General features: G+C 67.7%; 21 protein-coding genes. 8 read left to right on the forward strand and 13 right to left on the reverse strand.

The genetic code is table 11. The features are described 5' to 3' along the window. The first annotated feature begins 121 nt into the window (after positions 1-121). The 3 genes from ACI2JH_RS08495 to ACI2JH_RS08505 all read left to right on the forward strand — a co-directional run bounded on the left by ACI2JH_RS08495 (position 122) and on the right by ACI2JH_RS08505 (position 4,095). Positions 122-1,267, forward strand: a complete 1,146-nt coding sequence (locus tag ACI2JH_RS08495) for a glycosyltransferase family 4 protein (RefSeq protein WP_319276461.1) — start codon at positions 122-124, stop codon at positions 1,265-1,267. Then, a complete protein-coding gene (locus tag ACI2JH_RS08500) occupies positions 1,260-2,117 on the forward strand; it encodes a polysaccharide deacetylase family protein (protein WP_404735933.1) in 858 nt (285 codons plus the stop codon). Before ACI2JH_RS08495 ends, ACI2JH_RS08500 begins: the two co-directional genes overlap by 8 nt. Before the next feature lie 97 nt (positions 2,118-2,214). Next, entirely contained in the window at positions 2,215-4,095 is a 1,881-nt protein-coding gene (locus ACI2JH_RS08505; protein ID WP_404735934.1) for a DUF3413 domain-containing protein, read from the forward strand. A 56-nt stretch (positions 4,096-4,151) separates the two neighbouring features. On the opposite strand, the gene glmM is transcribed toward ACI2JH_RS08505, so the two are convergent. From glmM to trpB, 4 genes are all read right to left on the reverse strand, one after another. Next, positions 4,152-5,516: a phosphoglucosamine mutase gene (gene glmM, locus ACI2JH_RS08510; RefSeq protein ID WP_101100722.1), complete on the reverse strand. Its 1,365-nt coding sequence runs from the start codon at positions 5,514-5,516 to the stop codon at positions 4,152-4,154. Continuing rightward, positions 5,516-6,391 carry an acetyl-CoA carboxylase, carboxyltransferase subunit beta gene (gene accD / locus ACI2JH_RS08515; RefSeq protein ID WP_042615364.1) on the reverse strand — a complete coding sequence of 292 codons (876 nt, stop codon included), beginning with the start codon at positions 6,389-6,391 and terminating at the stop codon, positions 5,516-5,518. The genes glmM and accD overlap by 1 nt, the downstream gene beginning before the upstream one ends. A 335-nt stretch (positions 6,392-6,726) precedes the next feature. Beyond that, entirely contained in the window at positions 6,727-7,536 is an 810-nt protein-coding gene (gene trpA, locus ACI2JH_RS08520) for a tryptophan synthase subunit alpha (protein ID WP_319276469.1), read from the reverse strand. Between the two features lie 39 nt (positions 7,537-7,575). Further along, entirely contained in the window at positions 7,576-8,793 is a 1,218-nt protein-coding gene (gene trpB, locus ACI2JH_RS08525) for a tryptophan synthase subunit beta (RefSeq protein ID WP_101100777.1), read from the reverse strand. Between the two features lie 96 nt (positions 8,794-8,889). On the opposite strand from trpB, the gene ACI2JH_RS08530 reads away from it, so the two are divergent. Beyond that, positions 8,890-9,783 carry a LysR family transcriptional regulator gene (locus tag ACI2JH_RS08530; RefSeq protein ID WP_319276471.1) on the forward strand — a complete coding sequence of 298 codons (894 nt, stop codon included), beginning with the start codon at positions 8,890-8,892 and terminating at the stop codon, positions 9,781-9,783. Positions 9,784-9,801: 18 nt separating this feature from the next. Here ACI2JH_RS08530 and ACI2JH_RS08535 read toward each other — a convergent pair whose 3' ends face one another. From ACI2JH_RS08535 to prmB, 8 genes are all read right to left on the reverse strand, one after another. Next, positions 9,802-10,458 carry a phosphoribosylanthranilate isomerase gene (locus ACI2JH_RS08535; protein ID WP_182657178.1) on the reverse strand — a complete coding sequence of 219 codons (657 nt, stop codon included), beginning with the start codon at positions 10,456-10,458 and terminating at the stop codon, positions 9,802-9,804. Beyond that, positions 10,455-11,225 (reverse strand): tRNA pseudouridine(38-40) synthase TruA, encoded by a 771-nt coding sequence (gene truA, locus ACI2JH_RS08540; protein ID WP_101100719.1) that lies wholly within the window; start codon positions 11,223-11,225, stop codon positions 10,455-10,457. The genes ACI2JH_RS08535 and truA overlap by 4 nt, the downstream gene beginning before the upstream one ends. Positions 11,226-11,278: 53 nt before the next feature. Further along, positions 11,279-11,644: a VOC family protein gene (locus ACI2JH_RS08545; protein ID WP_182657177.1), complete on the reverse strand. Its 366-nt coding sequence runs from the start codon at positions 11,642-11,644 to the stop codon at positions 11,279-11,281. 26 nt (positions 11,645-11,670) lie between these two features. Further along, positions 11,671-13,581: a FimV/HubP family polar landmark protein gene (locus tag ACI2JH_RS08550; protein WP_404735935.1), complete on the reverse strand. Its 1,911-nt coding sequence runs from the start codon at positions 13,579-13,581 to the stop codon at positions 11,671-11,673. Between the two features lie 67 nt (positions 13,582-13,648). After that, positions 13,649-14,677, reverse strand: a complete 1,029-nt coding sequence (locus ACI2JH_RS08555; protein ID WP_182657175.1) for an aspartate-semialdehyde dehydrogenase — start codon at positions 14,675-14,677, stop codon at positions 13,649-13,651. Between the two features lie 81 nt (positions 14,678-14,758). Beyond that, a complete protein-coding gene (locus tag ACI2JH_RS08560) occupies positions 14,759-15,796 on the reverse strand; it encodes a 2-hydroxyacid dehydrogenase (protein ID WP_404735936.1) in 1,038 nt (345 codons plus the stop codon). Continuing rightward, a complete protein-coding gene (aroC, locus tag ACI2JH_RS08565; RefSeq protein WP_404735937.1) occupies positions 15,789-16,892 on the reverse strand; it encodes a chorismate synthase in 1,104 nt (367 codons plus the stop codon). The genes ACI2JH_RS08560 and aroC overlap by 8 nt, the downstream gene beginning before the upstream one ends. Then, positions 16,889-17,818: a 50S ribosomal protein L3 N(5)-glutamine methyltransferase gene (prmB, locus tag ACI2JH_RS08570; RefSeq protein WP_101100713.1), complete on the reverse strand. Its 930-nt coding sequence runs from the start codon at positions 17,816-17,818 to the stop codon at positions 16,889-16,891. The genes aroC and prmB overlap by 4 nt, the downstream gene beginning before the upstream one ends. 127 nt (positions 17,819-17,945) lie before the next feature. Here prmB and ACI2JH_RS08575 point away from each other — a divergent pair, with 127 nt between their 5' ends. The 4 genes from ACI2JH_RS08575 (at position 17,946) to ACI2JH_RS08590 (ending at position 21,164) form a co-directional block, all read left to right on the forward strand. Beyond that, positions 17,946-18,596 carry an SCO family protein gene (locus tag ACI2JH_RS08575; RefSeq protein WP_404735938.1) on the forward strand — a complete coding sequence of 217 codons (651 nt, stop codon included), beginning with the start codon at positions 17,946-17,948 and terminating at the stop codon, positions 18,594-18,596. Continuing rightward, on the forward strand, positions 18,593-19,435 hold the full coding sequence (asd, locus tag ACI2JH_RS08580; protein WP_404735939.1) for an archaetidylserine decarboxylase: 843 nt from the start codon (positions 18,593-18,595) through the stop codon (positions 19,433-19,435). Before ACI2JH_RS08575 ends, asd begins: the two co-directional genes overlap by 4 nt. Positions 19,436-19,656: 221 nt before the next feature. After that, positions 19,657-20,769, forward strand: coding sequence for a homoserine O-acetyltransferase (locus ACI2JH_RS08585; protein WP_404735940.1), 1,113 nt, complete (start codon positions 19,657-19,659; stop codon positions 20,767-20,769). Next, a complete protein-coding gene (locus tag ACI2JH_RS08590; RefSeq protein ID WP_404735941.1) occupies positions 20,766-21,164 on the forward strand; it encodes a DUF1294 domain-containing protein in 399 nt (132 codons plus the stop codon). Before ACI2JH_RS08585 ends, ACI2JH_RS08590 begins: the two co-directional genes overlap by 4 nt. A 477-nt stretch (positions 21,165-21,641) precedes the next feature. On the opposite strand, the gene ACI2JH_RS08595 is transcribed toward ACI2JH_RS08590, so the two are convergent. Next, a complete protein-coding gene (locus tag ACI2JH_RS08595; RefSeq protein ID WP_404735942.1) occupies positions 21,642-23,135 on the reverse strand; it encodes a S8 family serine peptidase in 1,494 nt (497 codons plus the stop codon). Positions 23,136-23,175 lie beyond the last annotated feature (40 nt).

Consider the following 23,175-nt stretch of genomic DNA (forward strand, 5'->3'; position numbering starts at 1 on the left):
GATATCGTCCCTGTATGTCGCAGTGAACATCGTTGATCTCCAGCGCACGTTCCGCCGCTCGAGCACCCGCATCTTCCGCGTCACGCTGGCCTCCCTGCCCCATCGCGTGCACTGGCTCCACATGCAACGTCCCCTGCGCATTCTGCATACCGAAGCGGCGATGGGCCTGGGTGGCCAGGAGATCTACATCTTCCGCCACATGATCGCCATGCGGGCGCGCGGCCATGATGTCTCGCTGCTATGCCAGCCAGGCGCTCGGCTGGGCGCATTGGCGCAAGCCAATGGATTCATGGTGCACCGGCTGCGGATGGGCGGATTGGTCCGGCTGCTGCGGGGAATCGACCAGGTAGCCGCGCTGGTAAGGTCGCATCGCTTCGACGTAGTGAACACGACCAGCCGCCGTGACGCCCTTATCGCCGCGGCCGGTGCGCGTCTGGCGCGCGCGCCGCTGGTGGTGCGCTCACGCCACCTGATGAGCCCGGTGAACTCGCTGTTGACCTACACCGGCCTGCCCCATCGGGTGCTGACCGTCAGCCGTTTCGTGAAGCAGCAGCTGGTGGCGCGGGGCATCCAGGAGGGGCACATCGGCGTGGTACCGCCCATCGCGATGCCGCCGCAATGGCATGGCGTGCGCGGACCGGATCCTTGGCAGTGCCTGCAGGATACCCGCGCCCGGGTGCGGGCCGAGCTTGGATTCCACACCGGTGATGTGGTGGTCGGCTGCGTCGCGGTGCTTCGTCGCCCGAAGGGCCACATGGACCTGCTGCGCGCCATCGCGCCGCTCTGCCACGCCCATCCCTGGCTTCACCTGGCGGTGATCGGAGATGGCGAGCCGGTCATGACCGAACTGCGCACCGCCAGCCAGCGGCTGGGGCTGCAGCGGCAGGTGCATCTGCTGGGCCACCGTTCCGATGCGCAGCGTCTCATGGCAGGACTGGACGTGTTCGCCTTGGCCACGCACAAAGAGGCGGCCGGCACCGTATTCCTGGAGGCCGCCTTCGTCGGCGTGCCCATCGTGGCCACGCGCGTTGGCGGCGTGCCGGAGATGGTGCGCGAAGGTGACAACGCACTGCTGGTCGAGCCGGGCGATCCAACCGCATTGACCACGGCCCTGCAATGCCTGGTCGAGCAGCCGGGGCTGCGCAGGCGGATGGGCCGTGCCGGCTGGGACTGGATGCGCAGCGACGACCGATTCAGCCCCGTCGGGCACTGCCGCGCGACGGAAGCCTGCTACTACCAATGGTTGGAGGAACTTGGACATGCGTAGGGCCCGCAGCGTGCCGGTGTTGATGCACCATCATGTCAGCCCTTCACCGGGGATGATCACCGTGTCCCCGGCGAACTTCGAAAGCCAGATCGCATGGCTCGCCGACACCGGCTGGACGTCGTTGACACTGGATCAGTACGCCGGCTTCCTGGCCGGCAAGCCGGTCCCGCGCAAGTCCATCGTCATCACCTTCGACGACGGTTATCTGGACAACTGGGTGTACGCCCACCCGATCCTGCAGGCACATGGCATGCACGCCGTGGTCTTCGTCGTTACCGGCTGGATGGGCCAGGGACCGGCACGTCCGCACGCGGGCCATTCCGGCTCATTGCTGCCCGCCACGCCGGACCATCGTGGATGCGAAGACGCGATATTCCGCCAAGGGCAGGCCGACCAGGTGATGATGCGCTGGGACGAGGCACGCGCGGCCATCGCCGCCGGCACCTTCGAAGTGCATTGCCACACGCACTCGCACACGCGCTGGCTGCAGCGGCAGGACCTGGACCGCAGCCAGCGTAGAAGCGGGCTGGATGCCGATCTGGCCAAAGCACGCCAGGTGCTGCAGCAGGAACTGGGCAGCGCCTCGGACACACTGTGCTGGCCCTACGGCGACTTCGACGCGGACCACGTGGAGATCGCCCGCGCGCACGGATTCCGTTACCTGCATACAACGCACCCGTTCGGCCGCAACCGCATCGGGGGCGACGCCGGCCACATCTATCGCTTCGCCGTGCGCGACCGCCCGGCCGGGTGGCTGCGCAGGCGCATTGCCTGCAGCTACCTGCCCGCACTGGCCCCCCTGTTCAACGGCTTCAAGGCCCGTCGCAAGGGCCTGCCCGCCGGCCCCTGAGCGCCGCCTACCGGCAGCGGGCATCGGCGCAGCGATACAAGCCGATACAATGCGCCCCCGCCACGACAGACGCCTGCGTGCCGTCCTCCCCTGCACGATGAACCCCTCGATGTCTGCACGCCCCTCTTCCGCCACCCCCTCCCTGCGGTGGCAGCGCCTCGCATGGGCGAGCTTGATGACCGCCGTAGGCGCTGTGCTGGCGATCGGCATCAGCGCGACCAACATCCCGTGGACGGCCAATCCCGGCGGAATGCTCGGCAGGCTGTACCTGGCCCTGGCCGTACCCGGTCATTTCCTTGCCTTCGGCGCGCTGGTGATGCTGCCGGCGCTGCTGGTCGGCCTGTGGACGCGCAGCGCGCGGCCGCTCACGATCACGGCGGTGGTCATGCAGGGCCTGTGGCTGTGCCTGCTGATGGTGGATGCGAAGGTCTTTGCGCTGTACCGCTTCCACCTCAATGCGATGGTGCTGAACATGGTGTTCGGCGGCGCAATGCAGGACCAGGTCAGCCTGTCCTGGAGCAACTGGCTGCAGATCGCCAGCGTGGTCATGGCGGTGTTCGCTGCCCAGGCGCTGCTGGCCTGGGGCTGCTGGCGGCTGCTGCCGCCGCGTCCGCGTCGCGCCTGGGTGCTGGGCGGATGGACGGCAGCGGCCGTGCTGATGACTGCGGGCCAGATCGCCACGGCCTACTACGACGCGCGCGGCGAACGCGCGGTGGTCAGCCAGTGGGCCTACCTGCCGTGGGCGCAGCCGATCACCGCCAAGCGGCAGATGCGTGCGATGGGCGTGCCGGTGGTCGATCGCGCCGCCACGCTGACCGATCCGAAGCTCAGTGAACTGGCCTACCCGACCGCCCCGCTGCGTTGCCAGAGCCACCGGCGACCGAACGTGCTGGTGGTAGTGCTGGAATCGCTGCGCGTCGACGCACTGGATCCGCAGGCGATGCCCGGCACCTGGGCGCTGGCCCGGCAATCGCAGGTGTTCGAGCGCCATTACAGCACTGGCAACGCCACCCGTTTCGGCCTGTTCGGTCTGCTGTACGGCCTGCCCGGCGGCTACTGGCAGCCGATGCTGGCCGAGCAGCGGGGCTCGGTTTTGTTCGACGTGCTCAAGCAACAGGGCTATGCGATGTACCTGCATGGCAGCGCGCCGCTGTACAGCCCGGAGTTCGACCGCACCGCCTTCGCCGACGTGCGGGAGCTGCTGCAGACCGCACCGGCGGCACTCAGCGTCGCCGAACGTGACCGCCACGTGGTCGACACGCTGCGTGCGGAAATCAGCGCGACCCCCTCCGGCACGCCGTGGTTCGGCTTCGCCTTCCTCGACGCCACGCATGCGCCGTACCACCTGCCCAAAGGCTACCCCGCGCTGGACACGCCGATGGCAAAGGACATCAACTTCCTGGCGCTGGACCAGGACCACGATGCCACCCCGGAGCGCAATCGCTACCGCACCGCCGTCCACTATGCGGACAGTATGGTCAGCCAGTTGCTGCAGTCACTGCGCGAAGCCGGCGTGGAGGACAACACCATCGTGCTGGTCACCGGCGACCACGCCGAAGAATTCAACGACCTCGGCCTGAACTACTGGGGCCACAACGGCAATTTCTCCGACTTCCAACTGCAGGTGCCGTTCGTGCTGCATTGGCCGGGAATGACGGCATCGCGGCAGGCGCGCATCAGTTCGCATGAGGACTGGGTGCCCACGCTGATGCGGCATGCACTGGGCTGCGAAAATCCGCTGGAAGACTTCAGCACCGGCCAGGACCTGCTTGCACCGGCACCGATGGCACCGCGTTCGCTGCTGGTGGAAAGCTGGTCGCAGCGTGGCATCCGCCAGGGTCCGGATACCTATGTGTTCGATAAATTCGGCAACAGCACGGCACTGGGGCCTGACTACCTGCCGTTGCCCGTGCAGCAGCCGGACAGCAGCGGCCTGCGCGAGGCCTGGGACGAACTGACCCGGTTCCGCCGGCGCTGAGGCATCCCCTGCACACTCCGCGCGCCGCCGATGCCCGGCGGCGCCGCGGAACGGGGTCAGGCCGCAGCAGCGGCCTTCACTGCATCGGACAAACGATCCAGCGTTTCCTGCATCAGCGTGGCCTCGTCGGCCTCTACGGTCACCCGCACCACCGGTTCAGTGCCGGACGGGCGCAGGAACGCGCGGCCGCGGCCGGCCACCGCCTGCTGCGCCTGCAGGAGCGCCTGCTGCACGCTTGCAGCCTGTACGGTGGCCTTGGCCGACACGTTGCCGAGCCGCACATTGACTGTTTTCTGCGGCACCCGGGACAGCGGCTGCAGGGCTTCCCGCAGGCTCTGCCCGCTGCGGCGCAGTTCAACCAGCACCTGCAGCGCACTGACGATGGCATCGCCGGTGGTGGCGCGATCCAGGCACAGAAGATGCCCCGACGCTTCACCGCCGAGCACGCCGCCGCCTTCCACCAGCGCCTGGTGCACGTAGCGGTCGCCGACGTTGCTGCGCACGAACGGAATCTGCAGCTTTTCCAGTGCCTGTTCCAGCCCGAAGTTGGTCATCAGCGTGCCCACCACGGGACCGCGCAGGCGACCATCGGCCTGCCAGGCGCGGGCCAGGATGAACAGCAGGTCATCGCCATCGACCGGGTTGCCCTGGTCGTCGGCCATCAGCACCCGGTCACCGTCACCGTCGAAGGCAATGCCCAGGTCGGCACCGGTTTGGCGAACCTTGGCAGCCAGGTTGTCGATGTGCGTCGAGCCGACGCCGTCATTGATGTTGACCCCGTCCGGCGCCGCGCCGATGGCGATCACCTCCGCCCCCAGCTCGCGGAACAGCAGCGGTGCGATGTGGTACGTCGCGCCATGCGCGCAGTCCAGCACCAGCCGGACCCCGCGCAGGTCGAAGTCGCGCGGCACGCTGGCCTTGCAGAATTCGATGTAGCGGCCGATCGCCTCGCGCGCACGCATCGCCTTGCCCAGCTTTTCCGATTCGGCGGTGGTGAACGGCTCATCGATGCCCGCTTCCAGCGCCATTTCGGTGGCGTCGTCCAGCTTCTCGCCCTGGGCGGAAAAGAACTTGATGCCGTTGTCATGGTGTGGGTTGTGCGAGGCGCTGATCACGATGCCGGCGTCAGCCCCCAGCGTTCGGGTCAGGAAGGCAACAGCCGGCGTGGGCATCGGCCCCAGCAACTGCACGTCCACGCCCGCAGCAACCAATCCCGCTTCCAGCGCCGCTTCGAACATGTAGCCGGAAATGCGCGTGTCCTTGCCGATGACGACGATCGGGCGACGGTTGCCCGCCGCCTGCTGGGCCAGCAGCACGCGACCGAACGCATTGCCCAGCCGCAGTACGAAATCAGCCGAGATCACGCCCTGGCCGACCCGGCCACGGATACCGTCGGTGCCGAAATACCTGCGCGTTCCCATCAGGCCTCCGTCGGCGCAGGTTCGCGGCGCATCATCGCCAGAAGCTCGGAGAGCCGGTCGCGCAGCTCGCGACGATCACAGATCTGGTCGATGGCACCGTGTTCGAGCAGGAACTCCGAGCGCTGGAAGCCTTCCGGCAGTTTCTCGCGCACGGTCTGCTCGATCACGCGCGGGCCGGCGAAGCCGATCAGCGCCTGCGGCTCGGCGATGTTGATGTCGCCGAGCATCGCGAACGATGCCGACACGCCCCCGGTGGTGGGATGGGTCAGCACCGAAATATACGGCAGGCCAGCAGCGCGCAGCTTGCCCAGCGCCGCAGAGGTCTTGGCCATCTGCATCAACGAGAACAGACCTTCCTGCATGCGCGCGCCGCCGCTGGCGGAGAAGCAGATGTAGGGTGCACCGATCTCCAGCGCGGTTTCCGCGGCCAGCGCGAAACGCTCGCCGACCACCGAACCCATCGAGCCACCCATGAAGGCGAAATCGAACGAGGAGGCGACCAGCGGACGGCCTTTGAGCAGGCCGCGCATGGCGATCAGCGCATCGTACTCACCGGTATTCTTCTGCGCGATCTTGATGCGCTCGGCGTACTTTTTCTGGTCCTTGAACTTCAACAGATCGTTCGGGCCCAGCCGGGCGGCGATCTCGGTCATGCTGTCGGCGTCGAACAGCGAAGCCAGCCGCGCGCGCGCGCGGATCGCCATGTGGTGCCCGCAGTTGGGGCAGACCTCCAGGTTCTTTTCCAGCTCCGGGCCATAGAGCGCGCTGCCGCAGCTGCTGCACTTCTCCCACAGGCCTTCGGGGACGCTGCGCTTCTTGTTGGGGACGTTGTCGGTGCGGATGCCCGACGGCATCAACTTGCTGAGCCAACTCATGCGGGTTGCTACTTCCGTTCAGGGCGGCCCGAAGGCCGCAAAGGCCGACAGTCTAGCTCAGCCCTTCCCCACCCGTGCACCCCCCTTCACCTCCCACAAAACCGTTCCCCAGCGTACGTTTGCAGCAAAACCACGCCATCCACCACCCCGCCGCCATGATCCGCCGACCATGGGTCGGCGCTACCAAGGCCACCAGCAACCTGTCGAAGGTGGGGCGGGGTGGCTGTGCAGGACCGTCTGTTGCCATGGATGGCAACAGCGAGCCCCCAAGGACGGGTTTACGGCGTGTCCTGCACAGCCGCCCCGCCCCGCCCCCCGCCAGCCCTGCAGAAGCGTCAAGCGTCCAGCGCCTGCCGCAGCGGCGCCAGGAACGCCCCCGCCGCCTGCACCGCTTCATCCACCGTGGTCGCCTGCGCCAACACCGACACCAACGCACTGCCCACCACCACGCCATCGGCCTGGCGCGCCATCGACGCCGCACTGGGCGCATCCTTGATCCCGAACCCGGCCACCACCGGCACGCTGGCCCGGTTGCGCAGCGCCTGCAGGCGGGCACCCGCCGCATCATGGTCGAGCAGGTCCGATGCCCCGGTAACACCGGCGAAACTCACGTAATACAGATAACCGCGTGCCAGGCCCAGCAGCGTATCGGCACGTGCATCGCTGGTGGTCGGCGAAGCCAGCAGCACCAGCGCCAGGCCCGCCGCGTCGAACGCTTCATTGGCCTCCGCCGCTTCTTCCGGCGGCAGGTCCACCAGCAGGATCCCGTCCACGCCAGCGGCAACCGCCTCGGTGGCGAAGCGGACATAACCGTGGATCTCCACCGGATTCAGGTAGCCCATCAGCACCACCGGCGTTTCAGTGTCGCGGTTGCGGAATCCAGCGACCGCCTGCAGCACGTAGCGCAGCCCGGCACCCCGCGCCAGCGCGCGCTCGGAACTGCGCTGGATGGTCGGGCCATCGGCCATCGGATCGGAAAACGGCACGCCCAGTTCCAGCACGTCGGCGCCGGCCTGGACCAGCGCGTGCATCACCGGGACGGTGGCCTCCAGCGATGGATCGCCGGCGGTGATGAAGGGAATCAGCGCCTTGCGCTGCGCATCACGCAGCCGCTGGAAACGGGCATCAAGTCGGGATACAGGCATTTCAGGCACGTCCTTCAATCAATACAGGGATGGCAGACATCACAGGATCAGGCCTTCGCGCGCGGCGATGGTGTGCACGTCCTTGTCACCGCGGCCGGACAGGTTGCACAGCACCAGCTGGTCGCGCGGGCGCTCACCGGCCAGCTTGATCGCCTGCGCCAGCGCATGGCTGGACTCCAGCGCCGCCAGGATGCCCTCGGTGCGCGACAGCAGGTGGAAGGCCTGCAGGGCCTCCTCATCGGTGATGCCCAGGTACGTGGCGCGGCCACTGTCGGCCAGGAACGCGTGCTCCGGCCCGACACCCGGGTAATCCAGGCCAGCGGACACCGAATGGGTCTCGATGATCTGGCCATCGTCATCGCACAGCACATAGGTGCGGTTGCCGTGCAGCACGCCGGGCCGGCCTGCCGCGATGGAGGCGGCATGGCGACCGGTCTCGATGCCGTCACCGGCCGCTTCGGCGCCGAATATCTGCACCTCACGATCATTCAGGAACGCATGGAACAGGCCGATGGCATTGCTGCCGCCCCCCACGCAGGCGGTGATCGCATCGGGCAGGCGGCCGTATTCCAGCAGCATCTGTTCACGTGCTTCACGGCCGACGATGGCATTGAAATCACGCACCATGCGCGGATACGGATCCGGGCCTGCCACGGTGCCGATGATGTAGAAGGTGTCCTGCACGTTGGTGACCCAGTCGCGCATCGCTTCGTTGAGGGCATCCTTCAGCGTCGCCGAACCCGACGTCACCGGCACCACGGTCGCGCCCAGCAGCTTCATCCGATAGACGTTGATCTTCTGCCGTTCGATGTCGGTGGCGCCCATGTACACCACGCATTCCAGGCCCAGGCGTGCGGCAACCGTCGCGCTGGCCACGCCGTGCTGGCCGGCGCCGGTCTCGGCGATGATGCGCTTCTTGCCCATCCGCGAGGCCAGCAGCGCCTGGCCGATGGTGTTGTTGATCTTGTGCGCGCCGGTGTGGTTCAGGTCCTCGCGCTTGAGCAGGATCTGCGCACCACCAACGTGGTCGCTGAGCCGCCGCGCATGGTAGATCGGGCTGGGACGGCCCACGTAATGGGCCAGGTCGTGGTCGTATTCGGCGATGAAGGCGGGATCTTTGCGCGCCTGGTCGTAGGCTGCGGCAAGCTCCTGCAGCGGTCCGACCAGGGTCTCGGCGACGAAGCTGCCACCGTAACGCCCGAAGTGCCCGTTGGCATCGGGATAGGCATGGAAGTCAGGAATCGGGGGGAGCGACATGAGGGCAACCGGGTCGAGCAGGTGGACCGCCACTCTAGCGCACGGGTTGTACGGGGAATATCGATATTTCAGCCACATCATGTCAGTATTTCTCACATGACAACGCGCCCGCTGCCCGCCCTCAACGCCCTGCGCGCCTTTGAAGCGACGGCCCGGCTGGGTGGCGTGGGACGCGCAGCGCAGGCCCTGCATGTCACCCACGGCGCGATCAGCCGTCAGATCAAGCTGCTCGAGGCCGATCTCGGCCTGGCGTTGTTCGAGCGCGACGGCCGCGGCCTGCGCTTGACCGCCAGCGGCCAGACCCTGCAGGCCGCCTGCAAGGATGCGTTTGGACGCTTGCACGCCGCAGTGGACCAGCTGCATCGCCCGGCCCTGCACGACGCCCTGGTGCTGGGCTGCAGCAGCAGCGTGCTGGCGCGCTGGATGATCCCGCGCTTGCCGCGGCTGCAGGCCGCCCTGCCCGCGCTCAACGTGCACTGGTCGGCGCTGGATGGCAGCTTCAGCGAAGCCCAGGCACGGCTGGATGCGGTGCTGCTGCTGGCTGAACCGCCGTGGCCGAACGGCTGGCAGGTGATCGAGCTGGCACCGGAACGGGTCGGCGCGGTGCTCTCCCCACAGCATCCGGCGGCGGCCCGACTGCAGGGTCGGCCGGCGTCCGCATTGCTGCCAGAGGAACTGCTGCACACCACCTCGCGGCCACAGGCATGGCCGGCCTGGGCCGCTGCGCATGCACTGGACGCGCGCGCACTAAGGCCGGGACAGGGCTTCGAACACCTGTACTACCTGCTGGAAGCGGCCGTGGCGGGACTGGGCGTGGCGATCGCGCCGGAGCCCCTGGTTGCCGATGACGTAGCGGGCGGGCGACTGATCGCGCCGTGGGGATTCACCGCCACCGCCGGCGCCTGGGTGCTGGCGCGGCACGCCGCGCGTGCGGATCCGCGTGTGGATGCATTGGTGGCCTGGCTGAAGGCCGAACTTGCTGATCGGTGAACCGGCAGCAGGGTGCGCTCAATCGAGACTAGCGCAGTCCGCGCGACGGACTTCTTCAACGAACTTGCGCATCAGGTAACCGTCCTTGATGCCCGGCTCGGATTCGATCCCGCTGGACACATCCACGCCCCACGGCAGGGTCGCCAAGGCCGCGTCGAAGACGTTTTCCGGGGTCAGCCCGCCGGCGAGCAGGAAGGGTCGGTGCAGGCCGCTGGGGATGCGCGTCCAGTCGAAGGCAACGCCGGTCCCGCCGCCGCCACCCGGCGCATGGCTGTCGAACAGGAAGCCGGCCGCACTGGGGTAGCGCAGCTGCAGGGTGCGCGCGTTGACCTCTTCGCGGCCACCCATCGCGATGGCCTTCAGGTAGGGCATGTTGAAGCCGCGGCAGAAACCCTCGTCTTCATCGCCATGGAACTGCAGCAGCGTAGGGCGCACGGTGCGCAGCACTTCGCGCACTTCCTCGCGCGTGTTGTCACGGAACAGGGCCACCACATCGACCATCGGCGCGATCGCCTGGCGCATCGCACGTGCTTCGGCGGGTGCCACGCGGCGCTTGCTCTCTCGGGCGAAGATGAAGCCCACCGCATCCACGCCGAGCTCGCCGGCCAGTCGGACATCGCCGGCGCGGGTCATGCCACAGAACTTGATGCGGGTACGGTAGTAGGAGCGGCTCATAGGGTGACCTCGGCAGGCAGTTGCCAGTTGTCGGGGTACAACGGGCCCAGGAACACCAGGCCCTGAGGGGGTGCAGTGGGCCCGGCAACAGTACGGTCCTGGCCGGCCAGCAGCTCACCGATCCACTCGACCGGACGCTCCCCGCTGCCCACCAGGATCAGCGAACCCACGATATTGCGAACCATGTGATGAAGGAATGCATTGGCCTGCACCGACACTTCGATCACCTCCTCATTGCGCAGCACGCTGACCGACTGCATCTGGCGACGCGCGTGCAACGCTTCGCACTGGATGCTGCGGAACGCGCTGAAGTCGTTCTCGCCGAGCAGCGCCTGCCCGGCCTGGTGCATCAGGCCGGCATCCAGCGGGCGCCGTTCCCAGCTGAGCGTCTGCCGCTGCAGCGCCGGTCGTATCGAACGGTTCAACAGACGGTAGCGATAGCGTCGTGCGCGCGCGGAAAAGCGCGCATGGAAGTCATCGGCGACCGGCGTGCACCAGCGCACCGCGATCGACCTGGGCAGCCGCGCGGTAGTACCCAGGGTCCAGCCGCGCGGATCGCGTACGGCATCGGTATCGAAATGCACGACCTGGCACTGACCATGCACGCCTGCATCGGTACGGCCGGCGCAGACCACGCGCACCGGCGAATCGGCGACCGAAGACAGCGCCTTTTCCAGGCTGGCCTGCACGCTCGGGCCGGCTTCGCCGAGGTTCTGCCAGCCCTTGTAATCGCTGCCGTCGTACTCCACGCCCAAGGCGTAACGCATGCTGCTTCCTCTGAATCTGTGAAAAGACGCCAAGCCGGCCGCCGCTGCCGGCGTCAGCCGGCTGGATCGCGCTCGGACCATACCGCCAGCGCGTTGCCGCCGGGCTCGCGGAAGTGGAACCGGCTGCCTCCCGGAAACGAGAAGACCGGCTTTAGCAGCTCACCGCCCGCAGCGAGGATCGCCTCGATCACCGGCTGCAGCTGGTCGGCATACAGCACCACCAGGGGCGCGCCTGCGGTGTCGGTGGACACCGGTGCGGCACGATAGAAGCCGCCCTGCAGCCGCCCGTCGTCGAAGGCGGTGTAGTCCGGGCCGTAATCCTGGAACTGCCAACCGAACACGGCCTGGAAGAACGCGCGACTCGCCGCCGGATCCTGCGAAGCGAATTCGATGTAGTCGATGCGATGGTCGCGTTGCATGGTCGATACTCCGTACAGCCCTGGGGTCAGCCGAGGCGCGCCAACAGCTCGCGCGCCTGCGCCTGCAGATGTGGATCATCGCTGCGGGCCACCTCTTCCAGCAGTGAGCGCGCAGTCTGCGCATCGCCCAGGTCCAGATAGGCGATGGCCAGTTCGAGGCGGTCATGGCCACCGGCATGCGCTGGCGTGGCGGCGGCCGCGTCGGGGGCGTGCGCCGCTGCATCGTCCGATATCTCCGGCGCGGCCGGCGCATCGCCGGCGGGAAGCTCGAAGACGCCGCGGAAGGCGTCCTGCTGCTCGGCATGGCGGGCGTAGGCGGGCACCGGGTCAACCACCGGTTCGGGCTCCAGGAAAGGTTCCGTGGCAGCCGGCGCCGCGGCCGAGACGCTTACCGGTGTTTCCAGATCGAAATGCACCGGCGCTTGGCCGGCAATCCCGGTGCCGGTGCCGGTGCCGGTGCCGGTGTCGGTGTCGGCGTCGGCGTCGGCCTGCTCCCGAGGATCCTGCTCCCAACCCGCGCGCTCGGCCAGCACGTCCAGCCCGGCACCGGCCGGGACGGCCGCCGACAGCGCACTGTCGTCGTGGTCGTCACGGCGCAGCGGCGGCAGGGGCGAGGGTTTGCGGCGACGCGACAGCCACCAGCCCACGGCCACCAGCAGCAGCAACGGCAGCGCCAGCCAGAACCAAGGGCCACTGGACGCCTGCTGCGGGGTCTCTGCCAAGCGCGCCTGTGCGGCCGCGATCTCGGTGTCCTTCAGGCTGACCAGCGCCTGCTGCTGCGCTTTCAGCTTTTCCAGATCCGCGACGCGTTGCTTGAGTTCATCGATTTCGGCATCGCGCGTGGCGACGTCTTCCCTTGCCTGACGCAGTTGTTCGTTGCCGAGCATGTCACCCTCGTTGCCATCACCGGTGCCGGTGGTTGAGCCAGCCGTGGCAGCGGCAGCCGCCACCGCCGGAGCGATTTCAAGACGCGCGCCGCTGCTGCGGGCCGCCGCTGCGGCGGGAGCCGGCGTGGCGGCCGCAACGCTGGAATCGGCTGCTGCAGGCTGCGGAAGGGTGCGCGACTGCCGCCATTGCGCAGCGTGCTCCCTCACCATCGCTGCCGCCTCGCTGCCATCAACGGCGGCCAGAGAGGCCGCATCGGGCACGCGCAGTACCGCACCCTGCTTGAGCAGGTTGATGTTGCCGCGGATGAAAGCCTCTGGATTGGCCCGCAGCAGGGCGATCATCGCTCGCTCGCGGCTGATCTGCTGGCCGACGGCCAGCGACTGAGCAATCTGCGAAAGGGTCTGCCCCTGCCGCACCGCGATATCACCGGCAGCGCGGGTGGCCTCGGGCACCGGCGCGCGTGGTGAAGCCGTGCTGGCGGTGCGCGCCGCAGGTGCAGGCGCAGGGGCAGCGGCTGCAGTCGACGTTTCGGGCGGCAACTGCGCCGGTACGGCCTGCGGCTCACGGATGATCGCATTGGACATCGCGCCGGCTGGCGCCTCGATCTCCGGCTCGCTCAGTGCAACCGCGCTTGTCGGTGCATCCATGAGCGCCGAGTATTCGCGCACCAGCCTGCCCTGGCCCCAGTCGGCCTCGATCAGGAACGCCAGCGCGGGGGTTTCCACTGGCGAAGCCGAGGTGACGCGCACCACCGCCCGTCCCTGTGCGGTACGGGTGAGTTCGAACTGAAGTTCACTGACCAGGCCGGTCGGGCGCTGCAGGCCCACCCGTTCGAACGTCACCGGCGAAGCCAGCCCGACCCGCAGGTTCTGCAGTTCGGACGGATCAGCGGAAATGATCGGAATTTCAGCTACCAGCGGCTGCCCGGGACGGGACAGCACACGGATGTCACCCAGCCCCAGCGCCATCGCCGAGCTGCTGGCGAGCGCCAGCAGGAGGGTGGAAAGATACTTGAGCGGTCGCATGACGCCGCGGGCCCCGTTGTTCATGGCGGCCAATATAACGGCTGGCCGCCACAAAGTGGGGGGTCGTGACCGGCACGCCCCCCCGCCCTGCTCAACGCGGTTCGGCGGCGACCAGTTCGGCCAACTGCACCGCATTGAGTGCAGCGCCCTTGCGGATGTTGTCCGAGACGATCCACAGGTTCAGGCCGCGCGGGTGCGAAAGGTCTTCGCGGATGCGGCCGACGTATACCGCATCGGTACCGGATGCATGGGTGACCGGGGTCGGGTAGCCGCCCGCCTCGTGGCGATCCACCACTTCCACGCCCGGCGACTGCGAAAGCAGTTCACGCGCCTCGGCGGCGGTGACCTTGTCGCGGGTTTCGATCGCCACCGCTTCGGAGTGGCCATAGAACACCGGCACGCGCACCGCCGTGGGATTCACCAGGATGCTGCTGTCGCCGAGGATCTTCTGGGTTTCCCAGACCAGCTTCATTTCTTCCTTGGTGAAGCCGTTGTCCAGGAAGTCGTCGATGTGCGGGATCAGGTTGAAGGCGATCTGCACCGGGAAACGCTGCGGGTCGATCTCCTGAAAGCTGAGCAGCTGGCCGGTCTGCTTGCCCAGCTCTTCCAGCGCCGAACGCCCGCCGCCGGACACCGACTGGTAAGTGGCCACGTTGATCCGCTCGATGCCGTAACGGCGATGCAGCGGCGCCAGTGCCACCAGCATCTGCATGGTGGAGCAGTTGGGGTTGGCGATGATGCCGCGCGGACGGTTGGCGACCTGGTCTGGATTGACTTCCGATACCACCAGTGGCACGTCGTCGTCGTAGCGGAAGGCCGACGAATTGTCGATCACCACCGCACCGGCGGCGGCGAACTTCGGCGCGTACTCCTTGGACACGCTGCCACCGGCGGAGAACAACGCGATGTCCACGCCGGTCGGATCGAAGTCGGCCAGGTCCTTGATGATGTGCTTCTGGCCGTTGAACTCGACTTCACCACCGGCCGAGCGCGAGGAGGCGAGCAGGGTCAGCGTGCCGACCGGGAAGTCGCGCTCGGCCAGGATCGACAGCATGGTTTCGCCGACCGCACCGGTGGCGCCGACGACGGCGACATGGAAGGAACGTTGTTCGGTACTCATGTGGAAATTCTCAAAAAAAGTAGGGGATTCACGCAATGCGGCCGGGTTCGGGGAACCTCCTCGTGCAGGCGCGGAGGCTCCCTATCGTTTTTTGCTTTTATCGCCCGAAGCAGCGCGCGCGGCCAGCGCCGCATCGGCATTGATCGCGCTTGGCATGCGCGTCGCTTCACCGGCCACGCACAGTGCGGCCAGCAGGTTGTCCGCCGCCAGCTGCACCATCGCCTTGCGGGTGCCCAGCGAGGCGCTGCCGATATGCGGGGTCAGCACCACGTTGCGCAGCGCCAGCAGCTCCGGGCGCACCTGCGGCTCGCCTTCGTAGACGTCCAGCCCGGCCGCTGCCAGCCGGCCGTGGGCCAGTGCATCGGCCAGCGCCAGCTCGTCGACGATTCCGCCGCGGGCGATGTTCACCAGCGTCGCGCTGGGCTTCATCTTCGCCAGCGCGGTCGCGTCGATCAGGTGATGCGAGGCTGCCGTGTACGGCAGCACCAGCACCAGGTGGTCACTCTGCGCCAGCAGGTCATCCAACTCGGCGTACTGCGCGCCCACGTCCGCTTCGGTCGCAGCTGGAAGCCGCGAGCGGTTGTGGTACAGCACGCGCATGCCGAAGCCGTGCGCACCGCGGCGGGCGATGCCCTGGCCGATGCGGCCCATGCCCAGGATGCCCAGCGTGCTGCCATGGATGTCCGCGCCCAGCATGGTCTGGAACGACCACTGGCCCCACTGGCCGTCGCGCAGCCAGCGTTCGGATTCGGTGATCCGGCGCGCGGCGGCCATCAACAGGGCAAAGCCCATGTCCGCGGTGGTTTCGGTCAGCACGTCCGGGGTGTTGCTGGCCAGGATGCCGGCCGCACTCAGCGCATCGACATCCAGGTTGTTGTAGCCCACGCCGACATTGGCGATCACCTGCAGGCGATCGGCATCGACCAGCTGGGCCGCGCCGATACGCTCGTTGAGGGTGATGATGGCACCGTCGACGCCTGCCAGCCGCTCTGCCAGCTGTTCCGGCGTCCACACGGTCACCTCGTCGGTGGTGATCAGCTCCACCTGCGCACGCAGCGGCTCGATCACCGCATCGATGAGCGGCTGGCTGACCCAGACGACGGGGCGCGCATCAGCCATCCATGTGGCCCGGGATGCGCGGGGTGATGCTGCCGACATCGCCGCACTGCGCACGGTGGCGCAGCGCCTGGTCCATCAGCACCAGCGCCATCATCGCCTCGGCGATCGGTGCGGCGCGGATGCCCACGCACGGGTCATGGCGACCGGTGGTGACTACTTCGATGACCTTGCCTTCGCTGTCCAGCGAGGCGCCCGGAAGGCGCAGGCTGGAGGTGGGCTTGAGCACGACCGATGCCGTCACCGGCTGCCCGGTGGAAATGCCGCCGAGGATGCCGCCGGCATGGTTGCTGGCAAATCCCTGCGGGGTCAGCAGGTCACGGTGCTCGGTGCCCTTCTGCGCGGCGCTGGCGAAGCCATCCCCGATCTCCACGCCCTTCACCGCATTGATGCTCATCAGCGCCGACGCCAGCTCGCCATCCAGCTTGCCGTAGATCGGTTCACCCCAGCCCGGCGGTACGTTGTCGGCCACCACGTCCACGCGCGCACCGACCGAATCGCCGGACTTGCGCAGCGCATCCATGTAGGACTCCAGTTCCGGCACCTGCGCGGCGTCGGGCCAGAAGAACGGATTGTCTTCCACCGCAGACCAGTCGAAAGCACGCGGGGTGATCTCGCCCAGCTGGGACAGGTAGCCGCGCACGGTCACCCCGAAGCGCTCGGCCAGCCACTTCTTGGCGACCACGCCGGCCGCCACGCGCATCGTGGTTTCGCGCGCCGAAGAGCGGCCGCCACCGCGTGGATCGCGGATGCCGTACTTGTGCCAGTAGCTGTAGTCGGCATGGCCGGGGCGGAACTGCTGGCCGATGTTGGCGTAATCCTTGCTGCGCTGATCGGTATTGCGGATCAGCAGGGCGATCGGGGTGCCGGTGGTCAGCCCCTCGTACATCCCTGACAGGATCTCGACCTCATCGGCCTCGCGGCGCGCGGACGTATGCCGGCTCTTGCCGGTGGCGCGTCGCTGCAGGTCGTGGGCGAATTCGGCCGCATCCAGCGCCAACCCCGGCGGGCAGCCGTCGATCACGCAGCCGATGGCCGGACCGTGCGACTCGCCGAAGGTGGTGACGGTGAACAGCTTGCCGAACGAATTGGAACTCACGGCCGCTGTGCCGCCAGTTCGGTGATGCGTGCACTGTGGGCGATCAGTTCACGGCATTCCACCGCGAAGATGCCCATCTGGCCGACCTTGAACTCCACCCAGGCGAAGTCGACTTCCGGCAGCAGCTTGACCAGGTGCTGTTCGGATTCGCCCACTTCGCAGATCAGCAGGCCGTCTTCGCTCAGGTGCAGCGGCGCATCGCGCAGGATCTTCAACACCAGGTCCAGGCCATCGTCGCCGGCGCGCAGGCCCATTTCAGGCTCGTAGGAGTACTCCTGCGGGAGTGCGTCGGTTTCGTCATTGGTGACATACGGCGGGTTGGTCACGATCAGGTCGTAATGACGTCCGGCCAGCCCGGTGAACAGGTCCGACTTCAGCAGGGTCACGTTGTGCGCCTGCAGGCGGTCCTTGTTCTCATGGGCCAGCGACAGGGCATCATCGCTCAGGTCCACGCCGTCCACTTCCCAGTTCGGGTAGTAATGGCCCATGGCGATGGCGATGCAGCCCGAACCGGTGCACAGGTCCAGCGCGCGGTCCACGTGGCGGCCAGCCAGCCACGGCTCGAAGCCGGTTTCGATCAGCTCGGCGATCGGCGAGCGCGGGACCAGCGCACGGCTGTCGCTCTTGAAGCTCAGCCCGGCAAACCACGCCTCGCCGGTCAGGTAGGCGGCCGGCACGCGCTCGTCGATACGACGCTCGAACAGCGCCAGCACTTCCTGCTTTTCCGACTGCAGCAGGCGCGCCTGCCCGTACGCCGGACCGAGGTCGTGCGGCAGGTGCAGGCCGTGCAGCACCAGCTGGGTCGCTTCATCCAGCGCATTGTCGTAGCTGTGCCCGAAGGTCAGGCCCGCGGCGTTGAAACGGCTGGTGCCGTAGCGGATCAGGTCGATGATCGTGTGGAGTTCGGCGGCCGGTTCGGCGGTCATGGCGGTACGACGGGTAGATTGGCCCCCGATTATAGGGTCTGGCGCCTGCCTCGGCATCCGTTGCAGGGGAAACCGCCGCCCCGCTGCCGTTATGATGGGGGCCGATCCCTCGGCAGCGCAGGCCCTCATGTTCAATCGCAACGTCGGCATCATCCTGCTGATCGCCCTGGCCGCGGGCCTGGGCCTGCTTGCCGCGCAGAAGGTGTTCGCGCCCAAGGCGCCCACCGGCCAGCCCGCCACCGAAGCGATCACGTTCTATCCCCAGCCGCGACCGCTGCCGGACTTCAACCTGGCCCAGGCCGACGGCACCCGGCTCATCCCCGGCGAGCTGAAGGGACACTGGACCCTGGTGTTCCTGGGCTTCACGTTCTGCCCGGATGTCTGTCCCACCACCCTGCTGGAACTGGCGGGGGCGCAGAAGCAGTGGGAAGCAGTGCCTGAGACCCTGCGCCCGCGCGTGCTGTTCGTGTCGGTGGACCCGGAGCGCGACAGTGCCACCCGGCTCGGCGAGTACGTCCACGCCTTCAACAAGGACACCCTGGCCGCCACTGGCGACGTGCCGTCGCTGGAAAAATTCGCGACCTCGCTGGGCCAGGTGTTCCAGAAGGTGCCCGGCAAGACCTTCGACGAGAACCCCGAGGACTACACGATGGAACACTCGGCCACGCTCGCCGTGCTGGATGCCGAAGGCCGGCTGGCCGGCATCATCCGCCCCCCGTTCAATGCGCCGGCCATCGCCCGCGACCTGCAGAAGCTGACCGAGAAATCCGCCCCATGAGCTTGATGACCACCCTGAGCTACGCCCTTCCCCACCGCCTGTTGTCTTCGATGGCGCGTGCGCTGGCGTACTCGGACAACCCGCGCGTAGCGCAGTGGTTGATCGACACCGTCACCGCGAAGTTCGGGGTGAACCTGGGCGAGGCCGCCGACCCGGACCCGCGCAGCTACAGGACGTTCAACCAGTTCTTCACCCGGGCACTGAAACCCGGCGCGCGCGTGGCCGATGCCGACCCGCGCAACCTGGTGATGCCTGCGGACGGCCGCATCAGCCAGCTCGGCCGCATCGAAGATGGAAGCATCTTCCAGGCCAAGGGCCAGTCGTTCACCGCTGCCGAACTGCTCGGCAGCGCCGAGGATGCGAAGCCGTTCAATGACGGCCTGTTCGCCACGGTGTACCTGTCGCCCAAGGACTACCACCGCGTGCACATGCCGTGGACCGGCACCCTGCGCGAAACCGTGCACGTACCGGGTCGATTGTTCAGTGTGGGCCCGGCGGCGGTCAGCAGGGTGCCCGGGCTGTTCGCACGCAACGAGCGGCTGGTCTGCCATTTCGATACCAGCTTCGGCCCGATGGTCAGCGTGATGGTCGGCGCGCTGCTGGTGTCCGGCGTGGAGACCGTCTGGAGTGGCGAGGAGATCCCGCATTACGGTGATCGCATCACGCGCAAGGATTACCGCGGCCAGGGCATCACGCTGGAGCGCTTCGCGGAAATGGCGCGTTTCAACTATGGCTCCACGGTGATCGTCCTGCTGCCGCCCGGCGTGGCCGATTTCGCCCCGCACCTGGATGCCGAACAAGCGGTGCAGCTGGGGCAGGCACTGGCCACGCTGCGCTGATCCGGGCGGTCTGCCGCTGCCGCTTCGGTAGCGCCAGGTCTTGCCCGGCGAGCGCAGCGGGAAGCAACAGCGTGACGACCAACGGTCGTCACCCACCGAAGGCAGGAGCCGACGACCAACGGTCGTCACCCACCGAAGGCAGGAGCCGACGGCCAGCGGCCGTCACTACCGGGACCAGGCAGCGAGCGCAGCGGCGACAGCGCTGGGGATAGAATGCGGCCATGACTGAATTCATTCCGCCCGGCACGCTGTTCCACGCCCTGCCCTCGCCTTTCCCGTTCAAACGCGGCGGCGAGCTGATCGATGGGCGCGTGGCGTATGAAACCTGGGGAACGCTGGATGGCGACGCCGGCAATGCGATCCTGATCGTCACCGGGCTCTCGCCCGACGCGCACGCCGCCAGCAACGCTGCCAACCCTGCCGCTGGCTGGTGGGAAGGCATGGTAGGCCCGGGCAAGCCGATCGATACCGAGCGCTGGTTCGTCATCTGCGTCAACTCGCTGGGCAGCTGCAAGGGTTCCACCGGGCCGGCGAGCATCAACGCGGCCACCGGCGAGCCCTATCGCCTGACCTTCCCTGAGTTGTCGGTCGAAGACGGCGCACGCGCGTCTGTGGAGGTGGTGCGCGCGCTGGGCATCACGCAGCTGGCCTGCCTGGTCGGCAACTCGATGGGTGGGATGACCGCGTTGGCGTTGTTACTGCTGCATCCGGGCATCGCGCGCAGCCACGTCAACATTTCAGGCAGTGCCCAGGCCCTGCCGTTTTCCATCGCCATCCGCTCGCTGCAGCGCGAAGCCATCCGCCTTGATCCGCAGTGGAACGGGGGACAGTACGATGACGATCACTATCCCGAATCTGGCATGCGCATGGCACGCAAGCTGGGGGTGATCACCTACCGCTCGGCGCTGGAGTGGGACGGTCGCTTCGGTCGCGTGCGGCTGGATTCGGATCAGGCCGACGACGATCCGTTCGGGCTGGAATTCCAGGTCGAAAGCTACCTGGAAGGCCACGCACGTCGCTTCGTCCGCTTCTTCGATCCCAACTGCTATCTGTACCTCAGCCGCTCGATGGACTGGTTCGACCTGGCTGACCAGGGTGATGGCGATGTATTGGCCGGCCTGGCCCGGATCAAGGTGGAGAAAGCACTGGCCATCGGGGCGAACACCGACATCCTGTTCCCGGTGCAGCAGCAGCAGCAGATCGCCGACGGGCTGCGCGCGGGCGGTGCCGAAGCGCGCTTCATCGGTCTGGATTCGCCGCAGGGACACGACGCGTTCCTGGTCGATTTCGAACGTTTCGGTCCTGCGGTGCGTGGCTTTCTCGGCGAACTGTGAGTCGTCGCGCCACGCCACGCAAGCGCGCAAAGGCCACGGCCGATGCACCCGCACTGAGCCCGCGGACCGCCCTGGCGCTGCTGCTGGCGGGGATGCTGCTGGGCTGCACGGTGGCCGGCTGGCTGCCGGCCTGGCTGGCTGGCTGGATGCTGCTGGCCAGCGTGTGGACCTTCGCCCTCTATTGGCGCGACAAGCGCGCGGCGACCCGCGCCCAGCAGCGCACGCCGGAGCGCACGCTGCAGGTGCTTGCGCTGCTGGGGGGCTGGCCGGGCGCCCTGTTTGCCCAGTCGCTGTTGCGCCACAAGAACCGGAAAGTTTCTTTCCAGCAGGTGTTCTGGATCTGCGTGGTGGCAAACGCAGCGTGCACCATGGCGCTGCTGCGCGCGTTCGCCTGACGTGCCGGGTAGTGCCCACGGCACGACGGCGTCCACCGTGTGGGCATCACGCGCTTGGCTGCTGTAACGGTGGACTTCGGATCCGTCCGGGCTGGAAACCTCAAGCGTTACCCCCCGCGGCAGATCGAACTGGCCCAGATGGACCTTGATGTAGGTGGCATCCTGTGCCGACACGACGATGGGCGTGGTTTCACCCGCATCGCGCCACGCCGAGGGCATCAGCCGCAGGTCCGTCGCGCGGGTGATTCCTGCGACAAGCGGCTCAGCTGCACTGGCAGCCACGGAAAGCGTTGAGCCCAGGGCCAGGACACAGCTCAGGCGACGGACGTGTGATGCTGCATGTTTCATTGCGCGCTCCGGGGAAAGGACACAGCTCGACTGTGGAGTGCTGCACCATGAAGCAACCTCGAGCAAACACCCGACGCCTGCCGGGCAGATGGCCCTGGCAGACATCGGAGTTCGCCGGGAAACGTCCTGTCATGGCATGCCGGCAAGCCGGTCCAGTGCCGCACGCAGGTTGGGCAGGGGGCCGATGTGGCCATTGTTGCCGACCTGTGGCGTACCGGTTTCCACCAGCAGGCTGCGCATCTGCAGCGGTGTGAGCGTCTTGCCGCGGGCCTTGGCCGCACCCGATACCGCAGCAACCGCCGAAGCCACGATCGGTCCCGCGCTGGAGGTACCGTTGAAGCGCTGCGTGTAGCCCGCATTGGGCCCACCGTTGTACAGGTCGCGGCCACCGGTGGTGGCCACGCAGCCGCCCCACCCCTGCAGGTTGACCCGGCGTCCATGGGTGGAGAAACCCAGCCGTGAGCGGGGTACGACGGCGTCCCTGCACCACGGCGTGGCCGCCGCGCCGCCGGCACCCGCCAGGATGGCGCCGGAGTCCGGCCGCCCCCGCGGGAAACCGGGGCCGAAGCAGCCGGCGTCCAGGTTGACGTTGCCGTTGCCTGCGGTCTCCACCACGTGGATGCCGCGCCTGACCGCGGAGACCACCGCATCGTAGATCGAGGGGATCCATTCCGGCGCTACGTAGCCGTTGCAGGGCGCCGGGCCGGGGAACTGCTGTTCGATCAGGATCACATCGCCCGGCCCCAGTCTCGCCGCCGCCAGCGCCACCGCGTTGGCTGCGTTGTAGCCGGTCTGTGGACTGGTGACATTGACGTAGTGCGGCGTGGCGCCACTGACCAACCCGCGCACCCCGAAGCCGTTGTCATTGGCGATCATCTCGCCAAGCACCGATGTGCCGTGGTTGTTGTCGTTGAACGGATCGCTGATGCTGGCCCCCTGCCTGATCCAGGTTCCCGGCACGCGCAGTTTGGTCAGGTCCTCGTGCTGCCAGTTCCAGCTGTATTCGATGTCGACCACGCGTATACCCGTTCCGTCGCCGCCCGGCACCGTGCGTGCGTGGACGGCATCGATACCGGACGCGGCAGCCAGCGCGTAGCCCTGTCGCTCAAGGAACAGCGGTGAGGCCCACTGCGCCGTGGCGGGCGCTGGAGCGGCCGATGGCGGTGGCGCCGGCACCGGTGCGGCGTAGGCGATTTCCACCGCGTCCATGCCGTTCAACAGGTCGATGATGACGGCCGCGTCCTGGCCCGGTTTCAGCTGCATGCGATACCACTGGCCCAGTGCGGGCTGGTCCACGCGATCGGATGTGTCGTGCAGGACATCGGCAGAGAACAGCGGGGTGACCCGCGATACCGGTCCGTCCGCTGCCGTCAAGGCATCAAGCCGGGGCAATGCGCCGCTGCGCCGGGAGGTCCAGCCGGCCTCGCCTGGTGTCGCGCGGTCGGCATTGCGGAACTTCACTTCGATGAGATCCTGCGAGTAGCCAGGGCCGATGCGGGTCTGCCGTGGTTTTTCGATGGACCACGCCGGGTCATCGGTGCCGGCCTGCGCACCGGCGGCCGAGGGCGCCAGCAGGGAAAAGGCAGCGCTGGCGAAGAGGGCCTGGGACAAGGTCAGGCGCATGGAGATTCCTCCTGGGGACGTTGGCGCGGAACGAAGCCCG

Origin of the sequence: Stenotrophomonas sp. NPDC078853 (assembly GCF_044901215.1) — a bacterium.
GTDB lineage: Bacteria > Pseudomonadota > Gammaproteobacteria > Xanthomonadales > Xanthomonadaceae > Stenotrophomonas > Stenotrophomonas lacuserhaii.